This window comes from Rhodococcus sp. IEGM1339 (genome assembly GCF_050321925.1).
Lineage (GTDB): Bacteria > Actinomycetota > Actinomycetes > Mycobacteriales > Mycobacteriaceae > Rhodococcus > Rhodococcus pyridinivorans.
The window spans coordinates 61848-80200 of record NZ_JBNQFT010000002.1 but is presented as its reverse complement, the minus strand read 5'-3'; the positions used below and the strand labels follow the sequence as shown (position 1 = coordinate 80200).

At 67.4% G+C, this 18353-nt stretch carries 17 protein-coding genes and 1 pseudogene; 3 read left to right on the top strand and 15 right to left on the bottom strand.

Annotated elements, in window-relative coordinates:
• Positions 1-140: 140 nt before the first annotated feature.
• Positions 141-1538: pseudogene (locus ACQR3U_RS03075) on the top strand (threonine/serine ThrE exporter family protein); the annotation flags it as partial.
• Between the two features lie 381 nt (positions 1539-1919).
• Here the strand turns inward: ACQR3U_RS03075 and ACQR3U_RS03070 are convergent.
• The 3 genes from ACQR3U_RS03070 to ACQR3U_RS03060 form a co-directional block, all read right to left on the bottom strand.
• The gene (locus ACQR3U_RS03070; RefSeq protein WP_006551884.1) at positions 1920-2156 is read right to left on the bottom strand and encodes an MbtH family protein; all 237 of its coding nucleotides are present in this window, start codon (positions 2154-2156) and stop codon (positions 1920-1922) included.
• The gene (locus ACQR3U_RS03065) at positions 2153-3544 is read right to left on the bottom strand and encodes a lysine N(6)-hydroxylase/L-ornithine N(5)-oxygenase family protein (RefSeq protein ID WP_230809672.1); all 1392 of its coding nucleotides are present in this window, start codon (positions 3542-3544) and stop codon (positions 2153-2155) included. The genes ACQR3U_RS03070 and ACQR3U_RS03065 overlap by 4 nt, the downstream gene beginning before the upstream one ends.
• A 234-nt stretch (positions 3545-3778) precedes the next feature.
• Positions 3779-4579, bottom strand: a complete 801-nt coding sequence (locus ACQR3U_RS03060) for an alpha/beta fold hydrolase (RefSeq protein WP_006551886.1) — start codon at positions 4577-4579, stop codon at positions 3779-3781.
• Positions 4580-4774: 195 nt separating this feature from the next.
• On the opposite strand from ACQR3U_RS03060, the gene ACQR3U_RS03055 reads away from it, so the two are divergent.
• Positions 4775-4984 (top strand): hypothetical protein, encoded by a 210-nt coding sequence (locus ACQR3U_RS03055; RefSeq protein WP_016692417.1) that lies wholly within the window; start codon positions 4775-4777, stop codon positions 4982-4984.
• Between the two features lie 91 nt (positions 4985-5075).
• Positions 5076-6587: an alpha,alpha-trehalose-phosphate synthase (UDP-forming) gene (locus tag ACQR3U_RS03050; RefSeq protein WP_006551888.1), complete on the top strand. Its 1512-nt coding sequence runs from the start codon at positions 5076-5078 to the stop codon at positions 6585-6587.
• A 10-nt stretch (positions 6588-6597) separates the two neighbouring features.
• Here the strand turns inward: ACQR3U_RS03050 and ACQR3U_RS03045 are convergent, their stop codons facing one another.
• From ACQR3U_RS03045 to ACQR3U_RS02990, 12 genes are all read right to left on the bottom strand, one after another.
• Entirely contained in the window at positions 6598-7227 is a 630-nt protein-coding gene (locus tag ACQR3U_RS03045) for a hypothetical protein (protein WP_006551889.1), read from the bottom strand.
• Positions 7224-7736: a hypothetical protein gene (locus ACQR3U_RS03040; protein WP_006551890.1), complete on the bottom strand. Its 513-nt coding sequence runs from the start codon at positions 7734-7736 to the stop codon at positions 7224-7226. The genes ACQR3U_RS03045 and ACQR3U_RS03040 overlap by 4 nt, the downstream gene beginning before the upstream one ends.
• Positions 7736-9148 (bottom strand): MCE family protein, encoded by a 1413-nt coding sequence (locus ACQR3U_RS03035; RefSeq protein WP_019290086.1) that lies wholly within the window; start codon positions 9146-9148, stop codon positions 7736-7738. The genes ACQR3U_RS03040 and ACQR3U_RS03035 overlap by 1 nt, the downstream gene beginning before the upstream one ends.
• Complete coding sequence (locus ACQR3U_RS03030) at positions 9145-10362, bottom strand: MCE family protein (RefSeq protein ID WP_230809671.1); 1218 nt, start codon at positions 10360-10362, stop codon at positions 9145-9147. The genes ACQR3U_RS03035 and ACQR3U_RS03030 overlap by 4 nt, the downstream gene beginning before the upstream one ends.
• Positions 10359-11687, bottom strand: coding sequence for an MCE family protein (locus ACQR3U_RS03025; RefSeq protein ID WP_019290088.1), 1329 nt, complete (start codon positions 11685-11687; stop codon positions 10359-10361). The genes ACQR3U_RS03030 and ACQR3U_RS03025 overlap by 4 nt, the downstream gene beginning before the upstream one ends.
• A complete protein-coding gene (locus ACQR3U_RS03020; RefSeq protein WP_019290089.1) occupies positions 11684-12742 on the bottom strand; it encodes an MCE family protein in 1059 nt (352 codons plus the stop codon). Before ACQR3U_RS03020 ends, ACQR3U_RS03025 begins: the two co-directional genes overlap by 4 nt.
• A complete protein-coding gene (locus ACQR3U_RS03015; protein ID WP_024102956.1) occupies positions 12739-13758 on the bottom strand; it encodes an MCE family protein in 1020 nt (339 codons plus the stop codon). The genes ACQR3U_RS03020 and ACQR3U_RS03015 overlap by 4 nt, the downstream gene beginning before the upstream one ends.
• Before the next feature lie 2 nt (positions 13759-13760).
• Entirely contained in the window at positions 13761-14939 is a 1179-nt protein-coding gene (locus ACQR3U_RS03010) for an MCE family protein (protein ID WP_230809670.1), read from the bottom strand.
• Positions 14940-14949: 10 nt separating this feature from the next.
• Positions 14950-15798 carry an MlaE family ABC transporter permease gene (locus ACQR3U_RS03005; protein WP_024102955.1) on the bottom strand — a complete coding sequence of 283 codons (849 nt, stop codon included), beginning with the start codon at positions 15796-15798 and terminating at the stop codon, positions 14950-14952.
• Positions 15799-15814: 16 nt separating this feature from the next.
• Positions 15815-16579, bottom strand: coding sequence for an MlaE family ABC transporter permease (locus ACQR3U_RS03000; RefSeq protein ID WP_006551898.1), 765 nt, complete (start codon positions 16577-16579; stop codon positions 15815-15817).
• Between the two features lie 469 nt (positions 16580-17048).
• Entirely contained in the window at positions 17049-17975 is a 927-nt protein-coding gene (locus ACQR3U_RS02995; protein WP_006551899.1) for a 3-oxoacyl-ACP reductase, read from the bottom strand.
• Positions 17976-18107: 132 nt separating this feature from the next.
• On the bottom strand, positions 18108-18293 hold the full coding sequence (locus tag ACQR3U_RS02990) for a ferredoxin (RefSeq protein ID WP_006551900.1): 186 nt from the start codon (positions 18291-18293) through the stop codon (positions 18108-18110).
• Positions 18294-18353 lie beyond the last annotated feature (60 nt).

Below are 18353 nucleotides of genomic sequence, written 5' to 3'. Positions count from 1 at the left end.
ACTCGACGGTCGCGGACGACGCGTGAGCGACGCCATCATATAGCGCGTCACACTCTCGGCGCGCACCCACCCGCCTTCGTTACGGTGGATTGCATGCCCACCCTCCCCGTTTCCCCCAGCCGTACCGGAGGCCGCGGACGGTGAGCCGCTTCGACGACTTCCTCGATCGGGTTCTCGGTACCCGCCGCGCGACCATCGACGCGGTCACCGAGGCGCCGGCGCCACTGCAGCCGATCGATCTGACCGATGATGCAGTGGTCGCCGAGGCGCTCGACGTCGCCGTGCGTGTCGGTGAGGTCCTGCTCGCGTCGGGCACCGGCGCGATCGACACCGCCGAACAGGTGCGGTTCGTCGCTGCCACCTACGGTCTGGCGCAGTGCGACGTCGACGTCACCTACAACTCGATCGTGCTGTCGGCCTATCGCGGACCGACCATGCCGCCGTCGAGCACGATGCGGGTGGTGCACTACCGCTCGATGGACTTCACGCGGCTCGCGGCCGTCGACCGTCTGACCCGCCGCGTCCGCCGCGACGCGATCTCCCCGGCGCAGGCGCACGAAGAACTGCTCGCCATCACCACCAAGGCGCATCCGTACAACCGTTGGGTGGCGACGATCGCGTGGTCGGCGATGGCCGCCTCGATCTCCGTGCTCCTCGGCGGCGACGCGCTGGTTGCGCTCGTCGCCTTCGGTTCGACGTTCGTGATCGACCGCGTCAACCGCAAACTCAACGCGGCCGGGTTGCCGTTCTTCTTCCAGCATCTGGTGGGCGGCATCGTCGCGACAGCCCCGGCGATCACGCTGTACGGGATGCGGGAGACGATCGGGATCGAAGTGTCACCGGGACTGATCATCGCGGCCGGCGTGACGGTGCTGCTGTCCGGTCTGTCGCTCGTGGGTTCGGTGCAGGACGCCATCACCGGGGCCCCCATCACGGCGTCGGCGCGTTTCTTCGAAGTGCTGATGATGACGGGCGGCATCGTCGCGGGTGTCGCGACGACCCTGCGGGTCGCGTCGGTGTTCGGCGCCGAACTCCCTCTCATCAGTTACGAGGCACTTCCCGACCTCACACAGCTGCCGACGAAGATCCTCGCCGGTGCCGCGGCGGCGTTGTTCTACGCCGTCGCCTGCTACGCCGAACGTCGCGCTCTCACGGTCGCCGCGCTCGCCGGCGCCACCGGCAGCCTCGGCTACCAGCTCGCGCTCGGGTTGTCGCTCGGTCCGATCATCTCGTCGGCGCTGGCCGCGACCGTCATCGGTTTCGCCGGTGGTCTGATGGCCCGCCGCGCGCTCACGCCACCGCTGGTCGTCGCGGTCGCCGGCATCACGCCGCTGCTGCCCGGTCTCGCCCTCTATCGCGGCCTTTACGCGATGCTCCGCAATCAGATGGCCACCGGCATGACGGCGCTGTTCTCGGCGTTCGGTATCGGGTGCGCGCTCGCCGCGGGTGTCACGCTCGGTGAATGGCTCGCCCGCCGCACGCGCAACCCGCGCGGTGTCCTCCGCGTCGGCGCGCTGCGTCGCCCGCAGCTGCGGCGGATCCCCCGGATCCGGCTCGACAAGAACCGCCCGGTGTGGCGTCCGGCGCCCGGCCCCGCCACGGGTCCCATCCCGGTGGGATCGCTGCACACCGGCCCGATACCCACAGCTCCCGCGACGGGCCCCATCGCGACGGGTCCGATCGCCACCGGTCCGATCGCCACCGGCCCGATCGCCACCGGCCCGATCGCCACCGGCCCGATACCGACGGGCCCGATACCGACGGGCCCGATCGCGTCGGGTCCCCTGGCCACGGGCCCGATACCTCTCGACCCACACGGGTCGTCGTCGGGCCGTGAGGCAGGATCGTCCGTACAAACGACGAGAGCCACGCTGCGCTTTCGGCGCGGGCGTGACTCTCGGCGGATCTGACGGAAGCGTTCAGCTGCCCTGGCGGGCCTTCTCGTCGGCTTCCATTGCGTCGCGAAGGCTCTTCGGACGCATATCGGTCCAATTCTGCTCGACGTACTCGACGCAAGCGGCGCGCGACTCTTCGCCGAATACCACCCGCCACCCCTGCGGAACCTCGGCGAAGGTCGGCCACAGCGAGTACTGCTCCTCATCATTGATGAGGACGTAGAAGCGGCCGTCTTCGTCGTCAAATGGATTCGTGCTCATCTCGCCTCACTTGTTGCGTAGGTGTGATGGTCCGATATCCTACCAAGCTCGTCGATTCCTCCCCCGGCTCCGGGCAGACGGAGCTCTCGGCGTTCGACGATCGAGGTCAGGATCTCACCCGCGCGGATCGCTGCGTTGGACAGCAACGACGCGGTCAGACCGTGTGTCTTCTCGGTTCCGCCCTGCAGGTAGACGTCGGCCGTGACGTTCTCGGGCAGCGGCAGACGGTAGTCGCGGGCGACGGACAGAACGGGTGCCTCGGGCGCGAGATCACCCAGCAGCGGCGCGAGAGGCGTGGGCTCGAAGCCGGTCGCGAGGACCACCGCATCGCACTCGAGGGTCTCGGTGTCGCCTTCGAGATTGTCGCGGATCTCGACGGTGACTCCCGCCTCGCTCTCGATCGCCGACACGACCTCCGAGGCACGACGCATGAACAAGCGGCGACGACCGCTCACCCGTTCGCGGTATTCGGTCGCGTAGAGCGCCTCGATGAGTTCGGGCGAGACGACCGAGTAGTTGGTGCTGCGGTGCAGGGCGAGCAGACGCTCACGCTCGGACAGCGGGGCCGCGTGCAGTTCGTCGACGACCTGCGGGTCGAAGATGCGGTTCGCGTACGGGCTGTCGTCGGCCGGGCTGTACCCGAAGCGGTTGAAGACGTTGTGGACCTCGGCCTGCGGGTAGTGCGTGTGCAGGTACTGCACGACCTCGGCCGCGCTCTGCCCGGCACCGACCACCACGAAGCGCTGGTGCTGCGGCTCCGGCATGTCCTCGATGTGGAAGAGGAAGTGGTGGTTGTGGAAGCAGCGGGCGGACTCGGTCGCCCACTTCGGGAGCCGGGCACGCAGTCCGACTCCGACCACGACGCTGTGCGCGTACACGACGGCGCCGTCGGCGGTCCGCACGGCGAACAGATCGGCGACCCCGTTGTGGTTGCGGACGGTCTCGACCGAGACGACCTCGGTCCCGTAGCGGACGTCGCCGTCGACGCGCGTGGCCGCCCACTGCAGATAGTCCTGGAACTCGTGACGGGTGGGGAAGAACGTCTGGTGGTTGACGAAGTCCACGAGACGGCCACGGTCGTGCAGGTAGGAGAAGAAGCTGTACGAGCTCGCGGGGTTGCGGAAGGTGACCAGATCTTTGGGGAATGCGATCTGCATCGTGGCGCCCTCGAGCAGCATGCCCGGGTGCCAGGCGAAGGCCGACCGACGTTCGAAGAAACGTGCCCGGATCGCCGAGGAGCGGTTGTCGGTGTTGTGCTCCTCGACGGCGATCGCGAGCGCCAGGTTCGAGGGGCCGAAACCGATACCGACGAGGTCGAAGACGTCTCCTTGCGAGTTGCCCTCCGACCTCCCCGCGTCATCGGCGACAAGGCTGGAACGGTCGGTCATCACTCAACTTCCGTACTAGGGGGTCCGGAGGGGCCCGTGATCAGTTCGTACGAGACTCGAAGGTAGCTCAGGCTAACCTTTGTTCGGTGAGCGTACCAGTGCCCGACGGTCCGCGGGACGTCCCGATCTCCCGGATCACAGGGACCTTCGTCGCATTTCGACGACGGCGGGCGCGGTGGATCGTCGCCGATCCCACCGCGCCCGCCTGCCGATTTCCCGTGTGAAGGGACTCCTCTAGGAAGCCAGGAAGTCCACCAGGATCTTGTTGACCGCCTCGGGCCGCTCGAGATAGCCGTAGTGCCCCGCGTCCGGGATCTCCTCGTAGCGCGCACCCGGAATGGCGTCCGCCACCTCGCGCGACAGATAGGCCGGGATCATCCGGTCGTCGGCGAATCCGACGGCCAGGCACGGCACGGTGATGCCGCGGTAGGCCGCGCGCCGATCGAACTCCCGGTCCATGCCGAGCTGCGCGCGCACGCCCGCCGACACCTTTCCGCCGCTGAACTCGAAGACGTCCAGCCAGTCGCGGGCGGTGTGCTCGTCGGCCAGCGAGGCCGGCGACAGATTCATCACGGCCGTGACGGCAGCCTGGTACTTCGGCGGCAGTTCGACGCCGCTGTCGTAGAGCTGCCGCTCGCCCTCGGTGAGCGTCAGCTGGAATTGGTCCATGCGGGCGTGACCGGCCAGGAAAACGGCCTTGCGGACGAGTTCGGGACGGGCGAGCGTCAGCTCCTGCGCGACACGCGCACCCATCGACGTGCCGATCACGTAGGCGGGGCCGCCGAGCAGTTCGATCAGGCCGGCGGTGTCCTTCACCAGGTCGTCGATGGTCATGCCGCCGAGGCTCTCGCCCGACGGTGCGATGCCGCGGTTGTCGAAGGTGGCGACCCGGTAGCCGGCCTCGACGAGCGCGGGCACCTGGTGCAGATCCCACACGCGCCCCGGACTACCCGTTCCCATGATGAGGACGACGAGATCGCCCGTTCCCTTGACCTGGTAGTTCAGCGGGATGCCGTTCACGGTGGCAATGGGCATGAATACCTTCCTCGACGAGAGCGCGGTTGTGCGCCGCGGGTCGGCGCTGTGACGTCGTGCGCCGGAAACACACACGGTGTACCTACTGCACGACCGTCCTACGGTACCGCGACGTAGACGTGCAGGACCGTGCCAGGACCGCCCTCGGAAGGCGGGTGGCGGCGAGCTGTCCGATTCTCCTAGAGTCGAAGGACGATGCGTGCTCGCACAGAGCAGCGACCCCGGGAGGACATCATGGCCGCGGACCCGACCACCGCGAACGACATCGCCGACGAGGATCTCGAACCCGTCGCCGACGAAACCGCACGACAGGCGCAGCGAGTCGTCGCTGCCTACGCAGAGAACGCGGACGAGTGCCGCATGCTGCTGTCGATGCTCGGCATCGGTCCCAGCGACAAGCACTGACGAGCTCGACACCCATCCCGGTGCCGATGTCGGCACCCACACTGCCGGGCCGGCGACGGCCCCGGCCCCGGCCCCGAAAGAGGACCACAACGTGACAGCAGGCGAAGCGGACGCAGCGGGGAACCACGACTCGCACGCCGGGTCGGACTTCGTGGTCGTCGCCAATCGCCTGCCGGTCGACCTCGAACGGCTTCGCGACGGCACCACCCGCTGGAAGCGCAGTCCGGGCGGGCTCGTCACCGCACTCGAGCCGATCCTGCGTTCGAACAACGGCGCCTGGGTCGGCTGGGCCGGCGTGGCCGACGCCGAGTCAGGCGTCATCGTCGAGGACGGGCTGACCCTGCACTCGGTGCGGTTGAGCACCGAGGACATCGCCGAATACTACGAGGGGTTCTCCAACGCCACGCTGTGGCCGCTCTACCACGACGTGATCGTGCGTCCGGAGTACCGGCGCGAATGGTGGAACTCCTACGTCGAGATCAACCGCCGCTTCGCCGAGGAGACCGCGAAGGCCGCCTCGGAGGGCGCGACCGTCTGGATCCAGGACTACCAGCTGCAGCTGGTGCCGAAGATGCTGCGGATGCTCCGTCCCGATCTGACGATCGGCTTCTTCCTGCACATCCCGTTCCCGCCGATCGAGCTGTTCATGCAGCTGCCGTGGCGCACCGAGATCGTGGAGGGTCTCCTCGGCGCCGACCTCATCGGCTTCCATCTTCCCGGGGGTGCCCAGAACTTCCTGTATCTCGCCCGACGTCTGGCAGGTGCCCAGACCTCACGCGGTAACATCGGCATCCGGTCCAAGCTCGGCGTGGTCCAGGTCGGCTTCCGCTCGGTGCGCGTCGGCGCTTTCCCCATCTCCATCGAATCGGGCCGGCTCGACCAGCAGTCGCGGAGCAAGGCCATCCGCGATCGCGCCAAGGCGTTGCGCAAGGAACTCGGCAACCCGAAGACGATTCTGCTCGGCGTCGATCGCCTCGACTACACCAAGGGCATCGACGTGCGGCTCGATGCGGTGCACGAACTTCTCGCCGAGGGTCGCATGGACCCGAAGGACACCGTGATGGTGCAGCTCGCGACCCCGAGCCGGGAGCGCGTCGATTCCTACGTCCACATGCGCGGCGAGATCGAGCGGACGGTCAGTCGCATCAACGGTGAGTACGCCGAGGTGGGGCGTCCGGTGGTGCACTACATCCACCGCCCGGTCCCCCGCGACGAGCTCATCGCGTTCTTCGTCGCGGCCGACGTCATGCTGGTAACCCCCTTGCGCGACGGCATGAACCTCGTCGCCAAGGAGTACATCGCGTGCCGCAGCGATCTCGGCGGCGCGTTGGTGCTCAGCGAGTTCACCGGTGCCGCAGCCGAACTGCGGCAGTCGTTCCAGTGCAATCCGCACGACCTCGAGGACGTCAAGGACAAGATCCAGGCCGCGATCGAGGTGCCGCGCGAGGACGGCCGCAAGAGGATGCGTGCGCTGCGCCGTCAGGTGCTCACGCACGATGTGGATCGCTGGGCCCGTTCGTTCCTCGACACCCTCGCCAACACCGGCGCCGCCGGACGCGCGCTGATCGCGCCGGGTGAGGCCGGCGAACCCGACCCCACCTGACGACTCTCTTCTAGATCGGGGTCAACCGGCTGACGAGCCAACGCCCGTCCTGCTTTTCGAGTTCGACGCGCACCCGACTGCCGCTGCTCACCGCTTCGGGGTTCTCCGAACTCGTCGTGATCTGGTTGAGGAACAGCAGGGTCACAGCGTTGTCGGCGTCGGCGGAGACCACCGACGACGCCTGCACGCTCACCTGCACGCTGATCGCTTTCTCCTTGGCGCCCGGCGCGATGATGTTTTTCATCAGATTCGTGTACTCGTCGCGGAAGTCGCCGGTGAGACCCTCCGCGGCGGCGTCGGTCTGCGCGTCCACCTGGTCGTGGGTGTAGGCGAGCATCGCGACCGCCTGTTCCTCCGCAGCGACCCTTGCCTCCGTCCGTGCCGTCTCGGCGGCGGACTGCTGGACGGTGCCGTAGGCGAGCCATCCCACCAGGACCGCGAAAACCACTGCCACGAAAGACAATCCGATCGCGATGTGTGGCAGGTACGAGGCCTTCGGATCCGAAATCGCGTCCGGGACGGAGGTGTCGGCGGCCGAGGTCTCGGCGGCGGTGGATCCGTCCTTCTCTGCGGTCCCACCGGCCACAGTGTCGTCGGTCGTCTTGTCGAGCGTCACGCGATCGTCCTTCTCGTCGGTCACGGCACGAACTCCACCTTCGACGCCAGCAATCTGCCGTTCTCGTCGCAGATCGTCACCCGCAGACGGAAGTCGCGTGCTTCGGGTTCGGTCTGGTCGGCGTTGCTCACCATCGCGCGGGAGGCGACGAGCGACGACGCGCACGTGCCGTCCTCGTTCTGGATCCCCGCTTCGAGGACCTCACCGGTGGTGTCGACGCCGGCCTGTTGCACGACCTCCACGAAAGGCCCTTCGCGGCCCTCGAACTCGGCCTTGAAATCGCCCGTCGCGCCTTCGAGCAGACGTGCGACGTCGGCGTCGGCGGTATCGGCGTTGATGGTGGTCAGGTTGAGCACCGTCTGCCGCGCGGCCTGCAGGTACGCCTCCCGCTTCTCGTCGCGTTCGTTCGCGGACTGCCTGTCGACGATGAGCCAGGCACCGGCCGCGACGAGCGCGATGACCAGTACGGACGCGATGATCGCGACCGGCTTGGCCCATGCCGGCTTCGTCTTCTTGTCGATCTCGTCTGCCATCAGCCCTGCTGCGCCTTCATGTAACTCTCCAAGCTCCGATCTCCACCGAGATCGGCGTGCGTGTACACGGTGCCGTCGGGACCAATGTACGTCCCGGTCTGCGGATCGATCCGTCGCGCCGCGACCCCCGCGGGAGCCGTGTCGCCGCGCTCACCGTAGGAAGCGGGTGTGGGTGCGACGTTCTCCGAGGCCACCGGTGTCGGCGGCCCGGTCCACGGATTGTCCGAATAGGTAGGGCTGTACCCGGTGCGGCACGTGTCGGGCGTCGGTGCGCGACGGCCCGGGTACTCCATGCACGGTACGTTCCGGGCGCCGCGGACCGCGTTCGGATAGTCCTGTGGCAGTTGACAGAAGATGTCGCCGGGTGTGTCGACCACGGAGGTATCGGCCGGACTGCGCCACTGCTCCGGCGGCACGAAGCCTGCCAGGCACGGCGGCGGATCGTTGACCTGCAGGTGGAAGTCCACCACGGCACCGTCCTCGGGCGGGCCGGCGCCGGCCGCGGTGATCAGGGCCGTCGTCATCGGCGGGTACAGCACCAGGATCTGCTCGATGCCGGCGTTGTAGACCACACCCACCTCGCCGACGCTCACCAGATTCGCAAGCAGCAACGGCAGGGTCGGTTTCAGTTCCTGCAACAGGGATTCGGTTTCGGCAGCGGCACCCGGTCCGACGTCGAGCAGGGCTCGCAGGTCGGGGTCGCTCTCGCGCAGGCGGTCGGTGAAGGTGACCATGTCGCGTGTCCACGACCGGATCGCATCGCTCGTGACCACCTGCGTGTCGAGCAGCGGACCGATCTGGTCGATCAACTGCCGTGTCTCGGCACTGTTCGCCGAGGCCTCCTGCACGAACAGGCGCGTCGAGTCGATCAGTTCCTGCAGTTCGGGTCCGGAGCCGTTGAACGCGTCGAACGCCTCGTCCACCACGGTCTGCAGCCGGGTGTCGCTGATCGAGGCGAGCAACACGTCGGCCTGGTCGAGCAGGGCACCGACCTCCTGCGGCACGCTCGTGCGGTCGATCGGGATCACGTCGCCGTCGGCCAGGCGTTCGCCGCCCGAACCGTCGGCTCGGGGAACGAGATCGACGTACTGTTCGCCGACAGCCGAGACGCTGCGCACCGCCGCGTCCACATCGGCGGGAATCTTCGCGTCGCTGTCGATGGACAGCAACGCCTCGACCCCTGTCGGCGACAGGGCGACGCTCCGCACGGTGCCGACGGTGTTTCCGCGATAGGTGACGTTCGAGTGCGGATACAGACCGCCGGTCGACTGCAGTTCGACGACGATCTCGTACCGTCCGATCCCGAACAGCGCCGGCAACTTCACGTACATCAGCGACATCACGACGAGTCCGACGACCGTGAGGATCGCGAAGATCGTGAGCTGGATGCGGACGAACCGCGTGAGCATCATGGTGCGGGCACCCCCAGGGGCAGGCCGGGAATGGTGATCTCACCGATGCCGGGGATCGTCAGTTTCCCTTCGGGACCGGGAGGCGGCGGCGGGGGTGGTTCGAGCGGTGCGCGGAACGGGTCCGTCGCCTGTGCGGCGAGTCCCGCGTCGCGGCCGAGGATGCCTTCCGGGCCGGCGAGGCGTCCCGCGAGCGGCGTCCCGGACAGGAAGTTCAGGTCGAGGCGGTCGAGGGTGAGGTCGATCGTCATCGCGAGGTTCGCGTAGTCGCCGCGGATGATGTTGTTGATGCCCGCCTGCGGGAAGGGATAGGTGAACAGCACACCGAGCACCTCGGTCAGGGCACTGCCCGAATCGGCCAGGGCCTTCAACGTCGGCGCGAGCCCTTCGAGATTCGCCTTCAGATCGTCGTTCGAGGTCTCGACGATCCGGCTCGCCACGGTGCTCAGTTCACCGAGCGAACTCATCGCGGCGGTGAGGTTCGAACGCTGATCCGAGAGCACCTCCAGCGCGGGTGGCAACTCCTCGAGGGCGCGGACGAGTGTCGCGTTCTGGTCGTCGACGGTCGCGGCCAGCCGGTCCATGCCCTCCAGCGCCGCGATGATGTCGCCGCGCTGCGTGTCGAGGGTGGACACCAGTTCGTCCAGGCGCGGGAGCAGATTCCGGATCGAGTCCTCCCGGCCGACGAGCGCCGCGTTCAGTTCGGTGGTGATGTCGTTGATCTGCGCGAGTCCACCACCGTTGAGCACCACCGACAGCGACGAGAGTGTCTGTTCGGTGGTCGGATACGCACCGGCGCGTTCGAGCGGGATGACGTCGCCGTCCTCGAGCCGGCCCTGCGGGGGTTCGCCGACGGGCGGGATCAGTTCGAGGTGTTGCGACCCGAGCAGACTCGTCTGCCCGATCCGGGCGAGCGAGTTGGCCGGAACGATCACGCCTTCGTCGAGCGAAACCGTCACGAGCGCGTGCCAGCCGTCGAGTTCGATCCCCGAGATCGACCCCACAGTGACGTCGTCGACCCGCACGGGCGAGTTCTGGGTCAGGGTCGTCACGTTGGGCATCTCGATCTGCACCTCGTAGGCACCCTCCCCGCGGCCGGCGCTGCCGGGCATGGGAATCGAGTTGAGTCCGTCCCACTCGCAGGCGGTGAGCGTCGTGCTCACCGCGACCGCGGTGGCCGCGACGCCCAGGCGGCGGAACATCGAGCGGCCGGTCATCGCACTCCTCCCGGCTGCAGCAGAGAACCCAGATCCTGCGGGACCTGCAGCGACGGCAGGCCACCGAGGATCCCGTCGACCGGCGACGCGGTCTCCGAGGACGACGGCTCGGGCGCGGTGCCACGACCTGCCGACGCCTCCTCGAGCCAGGTTTCGGTGTAGACGATGTCGTCGGGGAAGGCCTGCACACCGGCGAGCGGATTGACCAGCAGCGGAAGGTAGTTGGCGTTGATGGACGACAGCACCGGGCCGAGTTGCTGGCGGCACAGTTCCTCGCTGCGCTCGGAGGTCGCGTTCGCGGCGGCCGCGACCGACCCGCACATCCACTCGACGGGGTTGGCGAGGTTGTTGATCGCGAGCGCGCCCGTGAGCGACCCCTGCGCCGGCTTGTAGATGTTGTAGAAGTTCGCGAGGGAGGTCGGGCCGGAGTGCAGCACCCGCTCGATCTCGGGACGTTTGCGGACCAGCACCTCGGTCGCATCGGCCAGCCGCTCCACCGATTCGGTGAGCTCGGCCCGGTTGTCCTGCACGAACCGCTGTACGTCGCCGACGGCGATGTTCAACTCGGACAAGGAGACACCGAGCTGGTCGGAGCTCTGCGCGAGCACGTCCGAGACCGACGCGAGACGACCGCCGAACTGCACGATCTGTTCGTTGCTCGACGAGAGGACCGACACGAAGGTCTGCAGGTTGCGGATCGTCGAGAACAGATCGGTGCGTCCCTCCGAGAGCGTGCGCATCGTGTCCGACAGCTCCCGAAGGGCCTCGCGCACGGTCTGCCCGTTGCCCTCGAGATTCTCGGCCGCGGTGTCGATGAACCGGCCGAGAGATCCCTGCGGATCGAGTTCCTCGGGACCGAGCGCTTCGGACAATCGCATCAGTTCGGTCTTGATCTGGTCCCACTCCACGGGAGAGGCCGTGCGCTGCATCGGGATCGTCGCGCCGTCCTCGATCGTCGGGCCACCCGAGTACACAGGGGTGAGCTGGACGAAGCGCGCCGAGACGAGACTCTGCGCGATGACGACGGCACTCGCATCGGACGGGATCTCGACGCCGTCGTCGACCTTCATCGTCACCTGTACGAGGTCGTCGCGGGGTTCGATGTCGCTGATGCGCCCCACCGAGACGCCGAGCACCCGCACGTCGTCGCCCTCGTACAGGCCGCTGGTGGACGCGAATTCGGCGTGGATCGTGCGTTTGCCGAGGTCCGGCAGGACGAACACGGCGAGGGCGCCGAGCACGAGCACGACGACGGCGCCGATGATCACCGGCACCAGCAGGGGTGGGCGACGGCGGGCGGTCGTCGGGGCGGTATCGGTACTCATTCGCCGTCCCTCTTGATAGTCGGGGGCCCGTCCGGGATCACGTCCTGGAGATCCTCGGGGAGAAGATCGGGCGCGACCTGGCTGTCCACGATGGCCTTCCACCACGGCGCCGGCAGGATGTTGGACACGTAGGCGTTGAAGAACGGTCCGCTGGCGACGGATTCCCCGAGTGCGCTGATGTACGGGCCCAGGCCGTCGAGCGCCCCGGCGATGTTCTCCTTGTTCGCCTGCAGGTTGGCCGTCACGAGGTTGAGCTTCTCGAGTGTCGGTGCCATCTGCGCCTGGTTGTCCTGCACGAGCCCGGTGAGCTGACGTGAGACGGAGGAGATGTTCGCGATCAGTTCGGTGATGGCGTCGCGGCGCAGGCTCAGTTCGCCGAACAGGGCGTTCGCGTCGACGATGAGCGCGTTGACCTGGTCGCTGCGCTCGGCCAGGATGCCCGTCACGCTCTCGGCACGCTCGAGCAGTTGGTGCAACGACTCGTCGCGGGCGTTGATCGACTGCGACAGGCGGGTCATGCCCTCCAGGGCGCCCTGGATCTCGGGCGGGGTGTTCTCGAGGGTTTGCGACAGCGCGTCGAGCGAGTCGTTGATGCGATCGGTGTCGAGTTCGGAGACGGTCGTCGTGAGATCGCCGAGTGCGTCGGTCAGTGAGTACGGCGAATTGGTGTGCTCGATACCGATGATCGAGTTCGGGCGCATCACACCGTCGCCACCGGGGCGCAGCGCCAGCGATTTCCGGCCGAGCACGGTGTTGGTCTTGATGTCGGCTCCGGTGGTGTCGCCGAGCCCGATACCGTCCCGGATGCGGAAACTCACCAGCACGGCCTGACCGTCGAGGCGCACCTCGGTGACGTCGCCGACGTTCACGCCGGCGAGCATGACGTCGTCGCCGGGCACCAGACCGCCGGCGTCCTGGAATCGCGCCGAGTAGCTCAGGCCCCCGGAGAGGAAGTGCAGCTGGTCGTACTGCAGACCGGCGAGAACGATCGCGGCGGACACGGCCAGGCCGATGATGCCCGTCCGGATGTAGTTGGGGTCACGGGGTGCACTCATTCGACCTTCGCACACCTTCCCGTGTCGTGGTTCGCCGTGGTGTACCGGATGGTGGTTCCGTCCGGTCCGGAGAACTTGAAAGTATTGGCACAGAGGAAGAACTGGAAGAAGTTTCCGTATGCACCCACGCGGATGAGTTTCTTGTAGTCGGAGGGCAGGCGTTCGAGCGTGCGGTTGATGTCATCCTTGCCGAGGTCGAGCTGGGTCATGGTGCGGTTCGTCTCGGCGATGACCGTCTGCAAGTCGGGCCGGTTGTTCTGCAACAGCGCGGCGAGATCCGCGGTACCGGAGGCGATCGGCGGGATCGACGCGCCGATGGGATCACGATCGGCGGACAGCCCGCCCACCAGGGTGTGCAGCTGTTCGATCGTGTTCTCGAACTCGCGGTCGTGATCGTCGATCGTGCCGAGGACGGCGTTGAGGTTGTCGATGACGTCGCCGATCAGCTGGTCGCGGTCGGCGAGTGAGTTGGTGAACGAGTTGGTGTTCCCCAGCAGCGACACGAGCGTGTCGCCCTGCCCCTGGAAGACCTGCAACAGAGCTCCGGAGAGGTCGTTGACCTGCTGCGCGTCGAGGCCCTGCAACAGCGGCTTGAACCCGCCGAGGAGCAGGTCGAGATCGAGGGCGGGTTCGGTCTGCTCGATCGGGATGTTGCCACCGGCGGGCAGGACGTCGACGCTGCCGGCACCTTCGAGCAGTTCGAGATACCGGTCGCCGACGAGGTTCTCGTATCGCACGGTGGCGCGGGTGCCGGTGAACAGCGTGTGCTTCGCATCCACGTCGAACTCGATCTCGGCGGTGTTGTCGCGGCCGATGTCGACCTTCTTCACCGAACCGACCTGCACCCCGGCGATGCGGACCTTGTCGCCGGCACCGAGACCGGAGACGTCCGTGAAGGTGGCCCGGTAGTTCTCGGTGCCGGTGAACCGCGCCTGGCTGAACACGACGGCCAGCCCGGCGAAGATCAACGTCATCGTGACGGCGAAGATCAGGAACTTGACGGTGGTCGCTCTCATGGTCACCGCCCGCCCGCGAGATGGTCGCCGAACAGGTACTGGAAGATCGTCGGGTAGCGGATCCAGGCTTCCGTTGCGGGCTTGTAGGGCGTTTCGCCGGTGTTCGACACGACGAACGGCGCGTGACCGTCGCCGCGCGGGTCGAAGTTCGGCAGGCCCCAGCAGTTCGGTCCGCCGGTCGCGCCGACCACGGGCAGATCCTGGGCGTCGTTGTACGGCGTCGCGCCACCCATGAAGCTGGTGCTCAGCATCAGCGCGGCGTACTCCCCGGTGCCGGCCATCGGTTCGAACGCCACCCGGGCGTCGTTGAGACCGACGATGAAGCAGGTCAATTGCGGCGAGTACTCACCGAGCAGGCCGGTGGTGCGGCTCAGGCTGTCGAGTGCGGTGGTCAACTGTGTTTCGTTCTCCCCCAGGACGTCCCGTCCGGTGTTCGCGAGACCGGTGAGGTTCACCAGTAGCAGATCGAGTTGCTGTTGTTCGTCGACGACGGTGTTGCCGACGTCGGTGGCGTTGCCGATCGTGGTCATGAGGTCGGGGGCCGTGTCGGCGTAGACGTCGGTCACCTGCGCAGCCGAGACGAGGTCGGCCTGCAGTTGCGGCAGCGACGGATTCATCTCGGCGAGATACGCATCGGCCTCGGTCAGGGCGGCACCGAGGGCGTCGCCGCGTCCGTTGAGCGCTTCCGACAGCGCGCCGAGGGTGGCGTTGAGCTTCTCGGGCTGGATCTGGGCGAGCACGTCGGACAGGTGCTCGAAGACCGTGTTGAACTCGACGGTGACGTTGTCGGCCGCGATTACGGCGCCTTCCTGCATCGGCACCGAGGACGGATCGTCGGGGACGACGATGTCGACGAACTTGGCACCGAAGACGGTGGTGGATTCGATCGCCACCCGTGCGTTCGACGGGATGAGCTGCATCTGCCCGGGCTGCATGTCGAGATGCAGGACCGCACCGGCCGGTGTGTGCTCGATCGACGCCACGCGGCCCACCTCGACGCCGCGCATCGTCACCTTGGCGTCGGGTTCCATCACCAGACCCGACCGGGGCGAGGTGACGGTGAGCGGGACCGTCGAGGTGAACCCACCGGCGAACATCGTCAGTGCCACCGCGACGATCGCGGCGAGGCCGCCCACGAGACCGAAGGCGGCGAACTTCTTCTTCCACGAAGGAGTGTCCATGTCGCGCGCCCTACCCCGACAGGTTGAAGTTGCCGGTCGCGCCGTAGACGGCGAGCGAGATGAGCAGGGTGACGGTGACGACCGCGACGAGCGAGGCCCGCACCGCGTTGCCGACCGCGACACCCACACCGACGGGGCCGCCACCTGCGGTGAAACCGTAGTAGGTGTGGATGAGCATCACGGCGATCGCCATCACGATGGCCTGGACGAACGACCACAGGATGTCGGTGGGTATCAGGAAGGTCGTGAAGTAGTGGTCGTACACGCCCGCCGACTGGCCGTAGAGCACCACCGTCGCGAAGCGGCTCGCGACGAACGAGGCGATCACGGCGAGCGAGTACAGCGGGACGATCGCGATCATCCCGGCGAGCACGCGCGTGGACACCAGATACGGGATGGACGGGATCGCCATGGTCTCGAGCGCGTCGATCTCCTCGGAGACACGCATGGCGCCGAGCTGGGCGGTGGAGCCGGCGCCGATGGTGGCCGCCAGCCCGATGCCGGCGATCGTCGGGGCCGCGATACGCACGTTGATGAAGGCCGCGAAGAAGCCGGTGAGCGCTTCGACACCGATGTTGCCGAGTGAGCTGAAGCCCTGCACGGCGATGATGCCGCCGGTGAAGAGCGTCAGGAAGCCGACGATCACGACGGTGCCGCCGATGACGGCGAGTGCGCCGGTGCCCATGCTGATCTCGGCGACCAGACGCACCGTCTCCTTGGGGTAGTGCATCAGCGCCCGGGGGACCGTCGCGAGGGCGCGCCCGAAGAACAGCGCCTGCTCCCCCACCCGGTCCACGGTGGACGACGCACGTGTCATGCGCCGAACCGCACGGGGGAAGCGCCAGGACATCACTGCCATGAAATCTCCGCTCCCCTCATCCCGCGGTCAGCTTGATGCCGACGGCCGTGACGAGGAGGTTGACCACGAACAGCGCCATGAACGCGAACACGACCGTCTGGTTGACGGCGTCGCCGACACTCTTCGCTCCACCTTTGACATTGAGACCGAGATAGGACGCGACCAGCCCCGCGATCATGCCGAACAGCCCCGCCTTGACCTGGGAGATCATCAGTTCTCCGAAGCCGGTGAGCAGGGTGATGCCGTTGATGAACGCGCCGGGGTTGACGTCCTGGAGGAAGACCGAGAAGGCGAACCCGCCGAGGATGCCGATCGTGCACACGAGACCGTTGAGCAGTAGGGCAACGACGGTGGACGCGAGCACCCGGGGCACGACGAGACGCTGGATCGGATCGATGCCGAGCACACGCATCGCGTCGATCTCCTCGCGGATGGTGCGCGCCGCGAGATCGGCGCAGATCGCGGTGGCGCCGGCACCGGCGACGATGAGCACCGTGACCATGGGACCCACCTGCGTCACCGCGCCGAGGGCCGCACCCGCTCCGCTGAGGTCGGCCGCGCCGATCTCCCGGAGCAGGATGTTGAGGGTGAAGCTCACCAGAACCGTGAACGGCACCGCGACGAGCACGGTGGGCACGAGCGAGACGCGTGCGACGAACCATGCCTGGTCGATGAACTCGCGCCGTTGGAAGGGGCGACGGAAGGCCGCCCGGGCGGTCTCGCCGGTCATGGCGAACAGTCCGCCGACGGCCCGTAAGGGAACCTCGAGGAGGTCTACCATCGTGTACCCCCTTCGATCCTCACGTCGTCGGCGCGCGGCCGATCGATGGCGTGTGCTGTGACCCGGGTCATAGTAACTAGAACGTGTTCACCTGTCAAAGATCGGTCGAGGGGCATCTCGATCCATTTCCGTCCGAACGGACACACGGGCGTCGACCGACGCGCATCGACACGCTCATAAGTGGTTTTACCCTGGGATTTCGGTGAGATTCTCGACGCCGGGCCCGAGCTCGATCACCTCGGCACGAGAGGCCGTCACGGCCCGATCGGGTCGTCGCAGGAGGGGAAAAAATTAGAACACGTACCAGGCCAAAACGCGGGGCCGGGCGAGAGCCGGAGGAACGGCCCGAGTGGGCGTGACGCTACCGGAACCCCGGTGTCCGTCACCCGTAGTTGCAGGATCCCGGCCCGGAGACGAAGACACGGCATCCCCTGCTGTCCCCGAACAGGAACAGCAGGGGATGCCGGAACTACAGATCGAGAGCCGCCGAGGCCGAGAATGTCCGGCCCGGATCACGATCGGCGAAGTAACCGCCGAGCTCGTCGGCGAGCGCTGCGGGGGTCCACTGCCCGTCGGCGTCGAAACGCTGCTCGACGACCGGCGCGGCCATCAGGGCCACCATGGGTCCGTAGACGATGAAGACCTGCCCGTTGACGCGATCGGCCGCCGGGGAGGCGAGATAGGCGACCAGATTCGCGACGTGGTCGGGCGAGAGCGGATCGATGCCGTCGTCCGGCGCGTCGCCGAAGACCGCCTCGGTCATCGACGTGCGCGCGCGGGGGCAGATCACGTTCGCCCGGACCCCGTACCGCTCGAGACCCCGGGCGGCCGAGAGGGTGAGCGCGGTGATGCCGGCTTTGGCGGCACCGTAGTTGGGTTGCCCGGGCGGCCCGAGCAGACCGGCCTCCGAGGACGTGTTGACCAGACGCCCGTAGACGGGGCCACCCTCCTGCTTCGACCGGTCGCGCCAGTAGGCCGCGGCATTGCGGGACAACAGGAAGTGACCACGCAGGTGCACGGCGACCACCGAATCCCACTCGTCGTCGGACATGTTGGGCAGCATCCGATCCCGCGTGATGCCTGCATTGTTGACGACGATGTCGAGACCACCGAACTTGCCGTGCGCCGCAGCGAGCATCGCATCGGCCGTCTCACGCTCGGCGACGCTGCCGGGCACGAACTCCGCCTCGGCACCGAGATCGCGGATCCGCGCGAGGGTGTCCTCCACCGCGTCGTTCTCCACGAGATCGTTGACCACCACCGATGCTCCGGCCCGCGCGAGCGCGAGCGCCTCGGCACGTCCGAGTCCCGCTCCGGCTCCCGTGACGACGGCGACCCGCCCTTCGAGAGACACCCGATCGTCGTTCTCCGCGCCACCGTTGGCGTCCGCACTCATCCACGTACTCCTCGAGATTCGGGCCGATTGCCGGCCGCACGCCGGTACTCTCCCCACCAGGACCCGGGGGCACCGAGAATGTAGAACTTGTTATTTTCCCGACAAGGGTCGGTGCCGGTCACCGTCCGACGCTCATGCCTCGGCGAGGGCCGCACGCGGGCACTGGGCGACGGCCTCGCGGACGACGTCCTCGCTACCCTCGGGTACGGGATGCGTGACGATCAGCTCGTCGTCGTCGTTGAGATCGAAGACGTCGGGCGCCAGCCCGACGCACACGCCGTTCGCTTCACAGCGGTCGAAGTCGACCTTGACATCCATTCCGGGACCTCGCTTCACATTCGCGCCGACCGATCGAGTCCAGACTAGAACGCGTTCCAA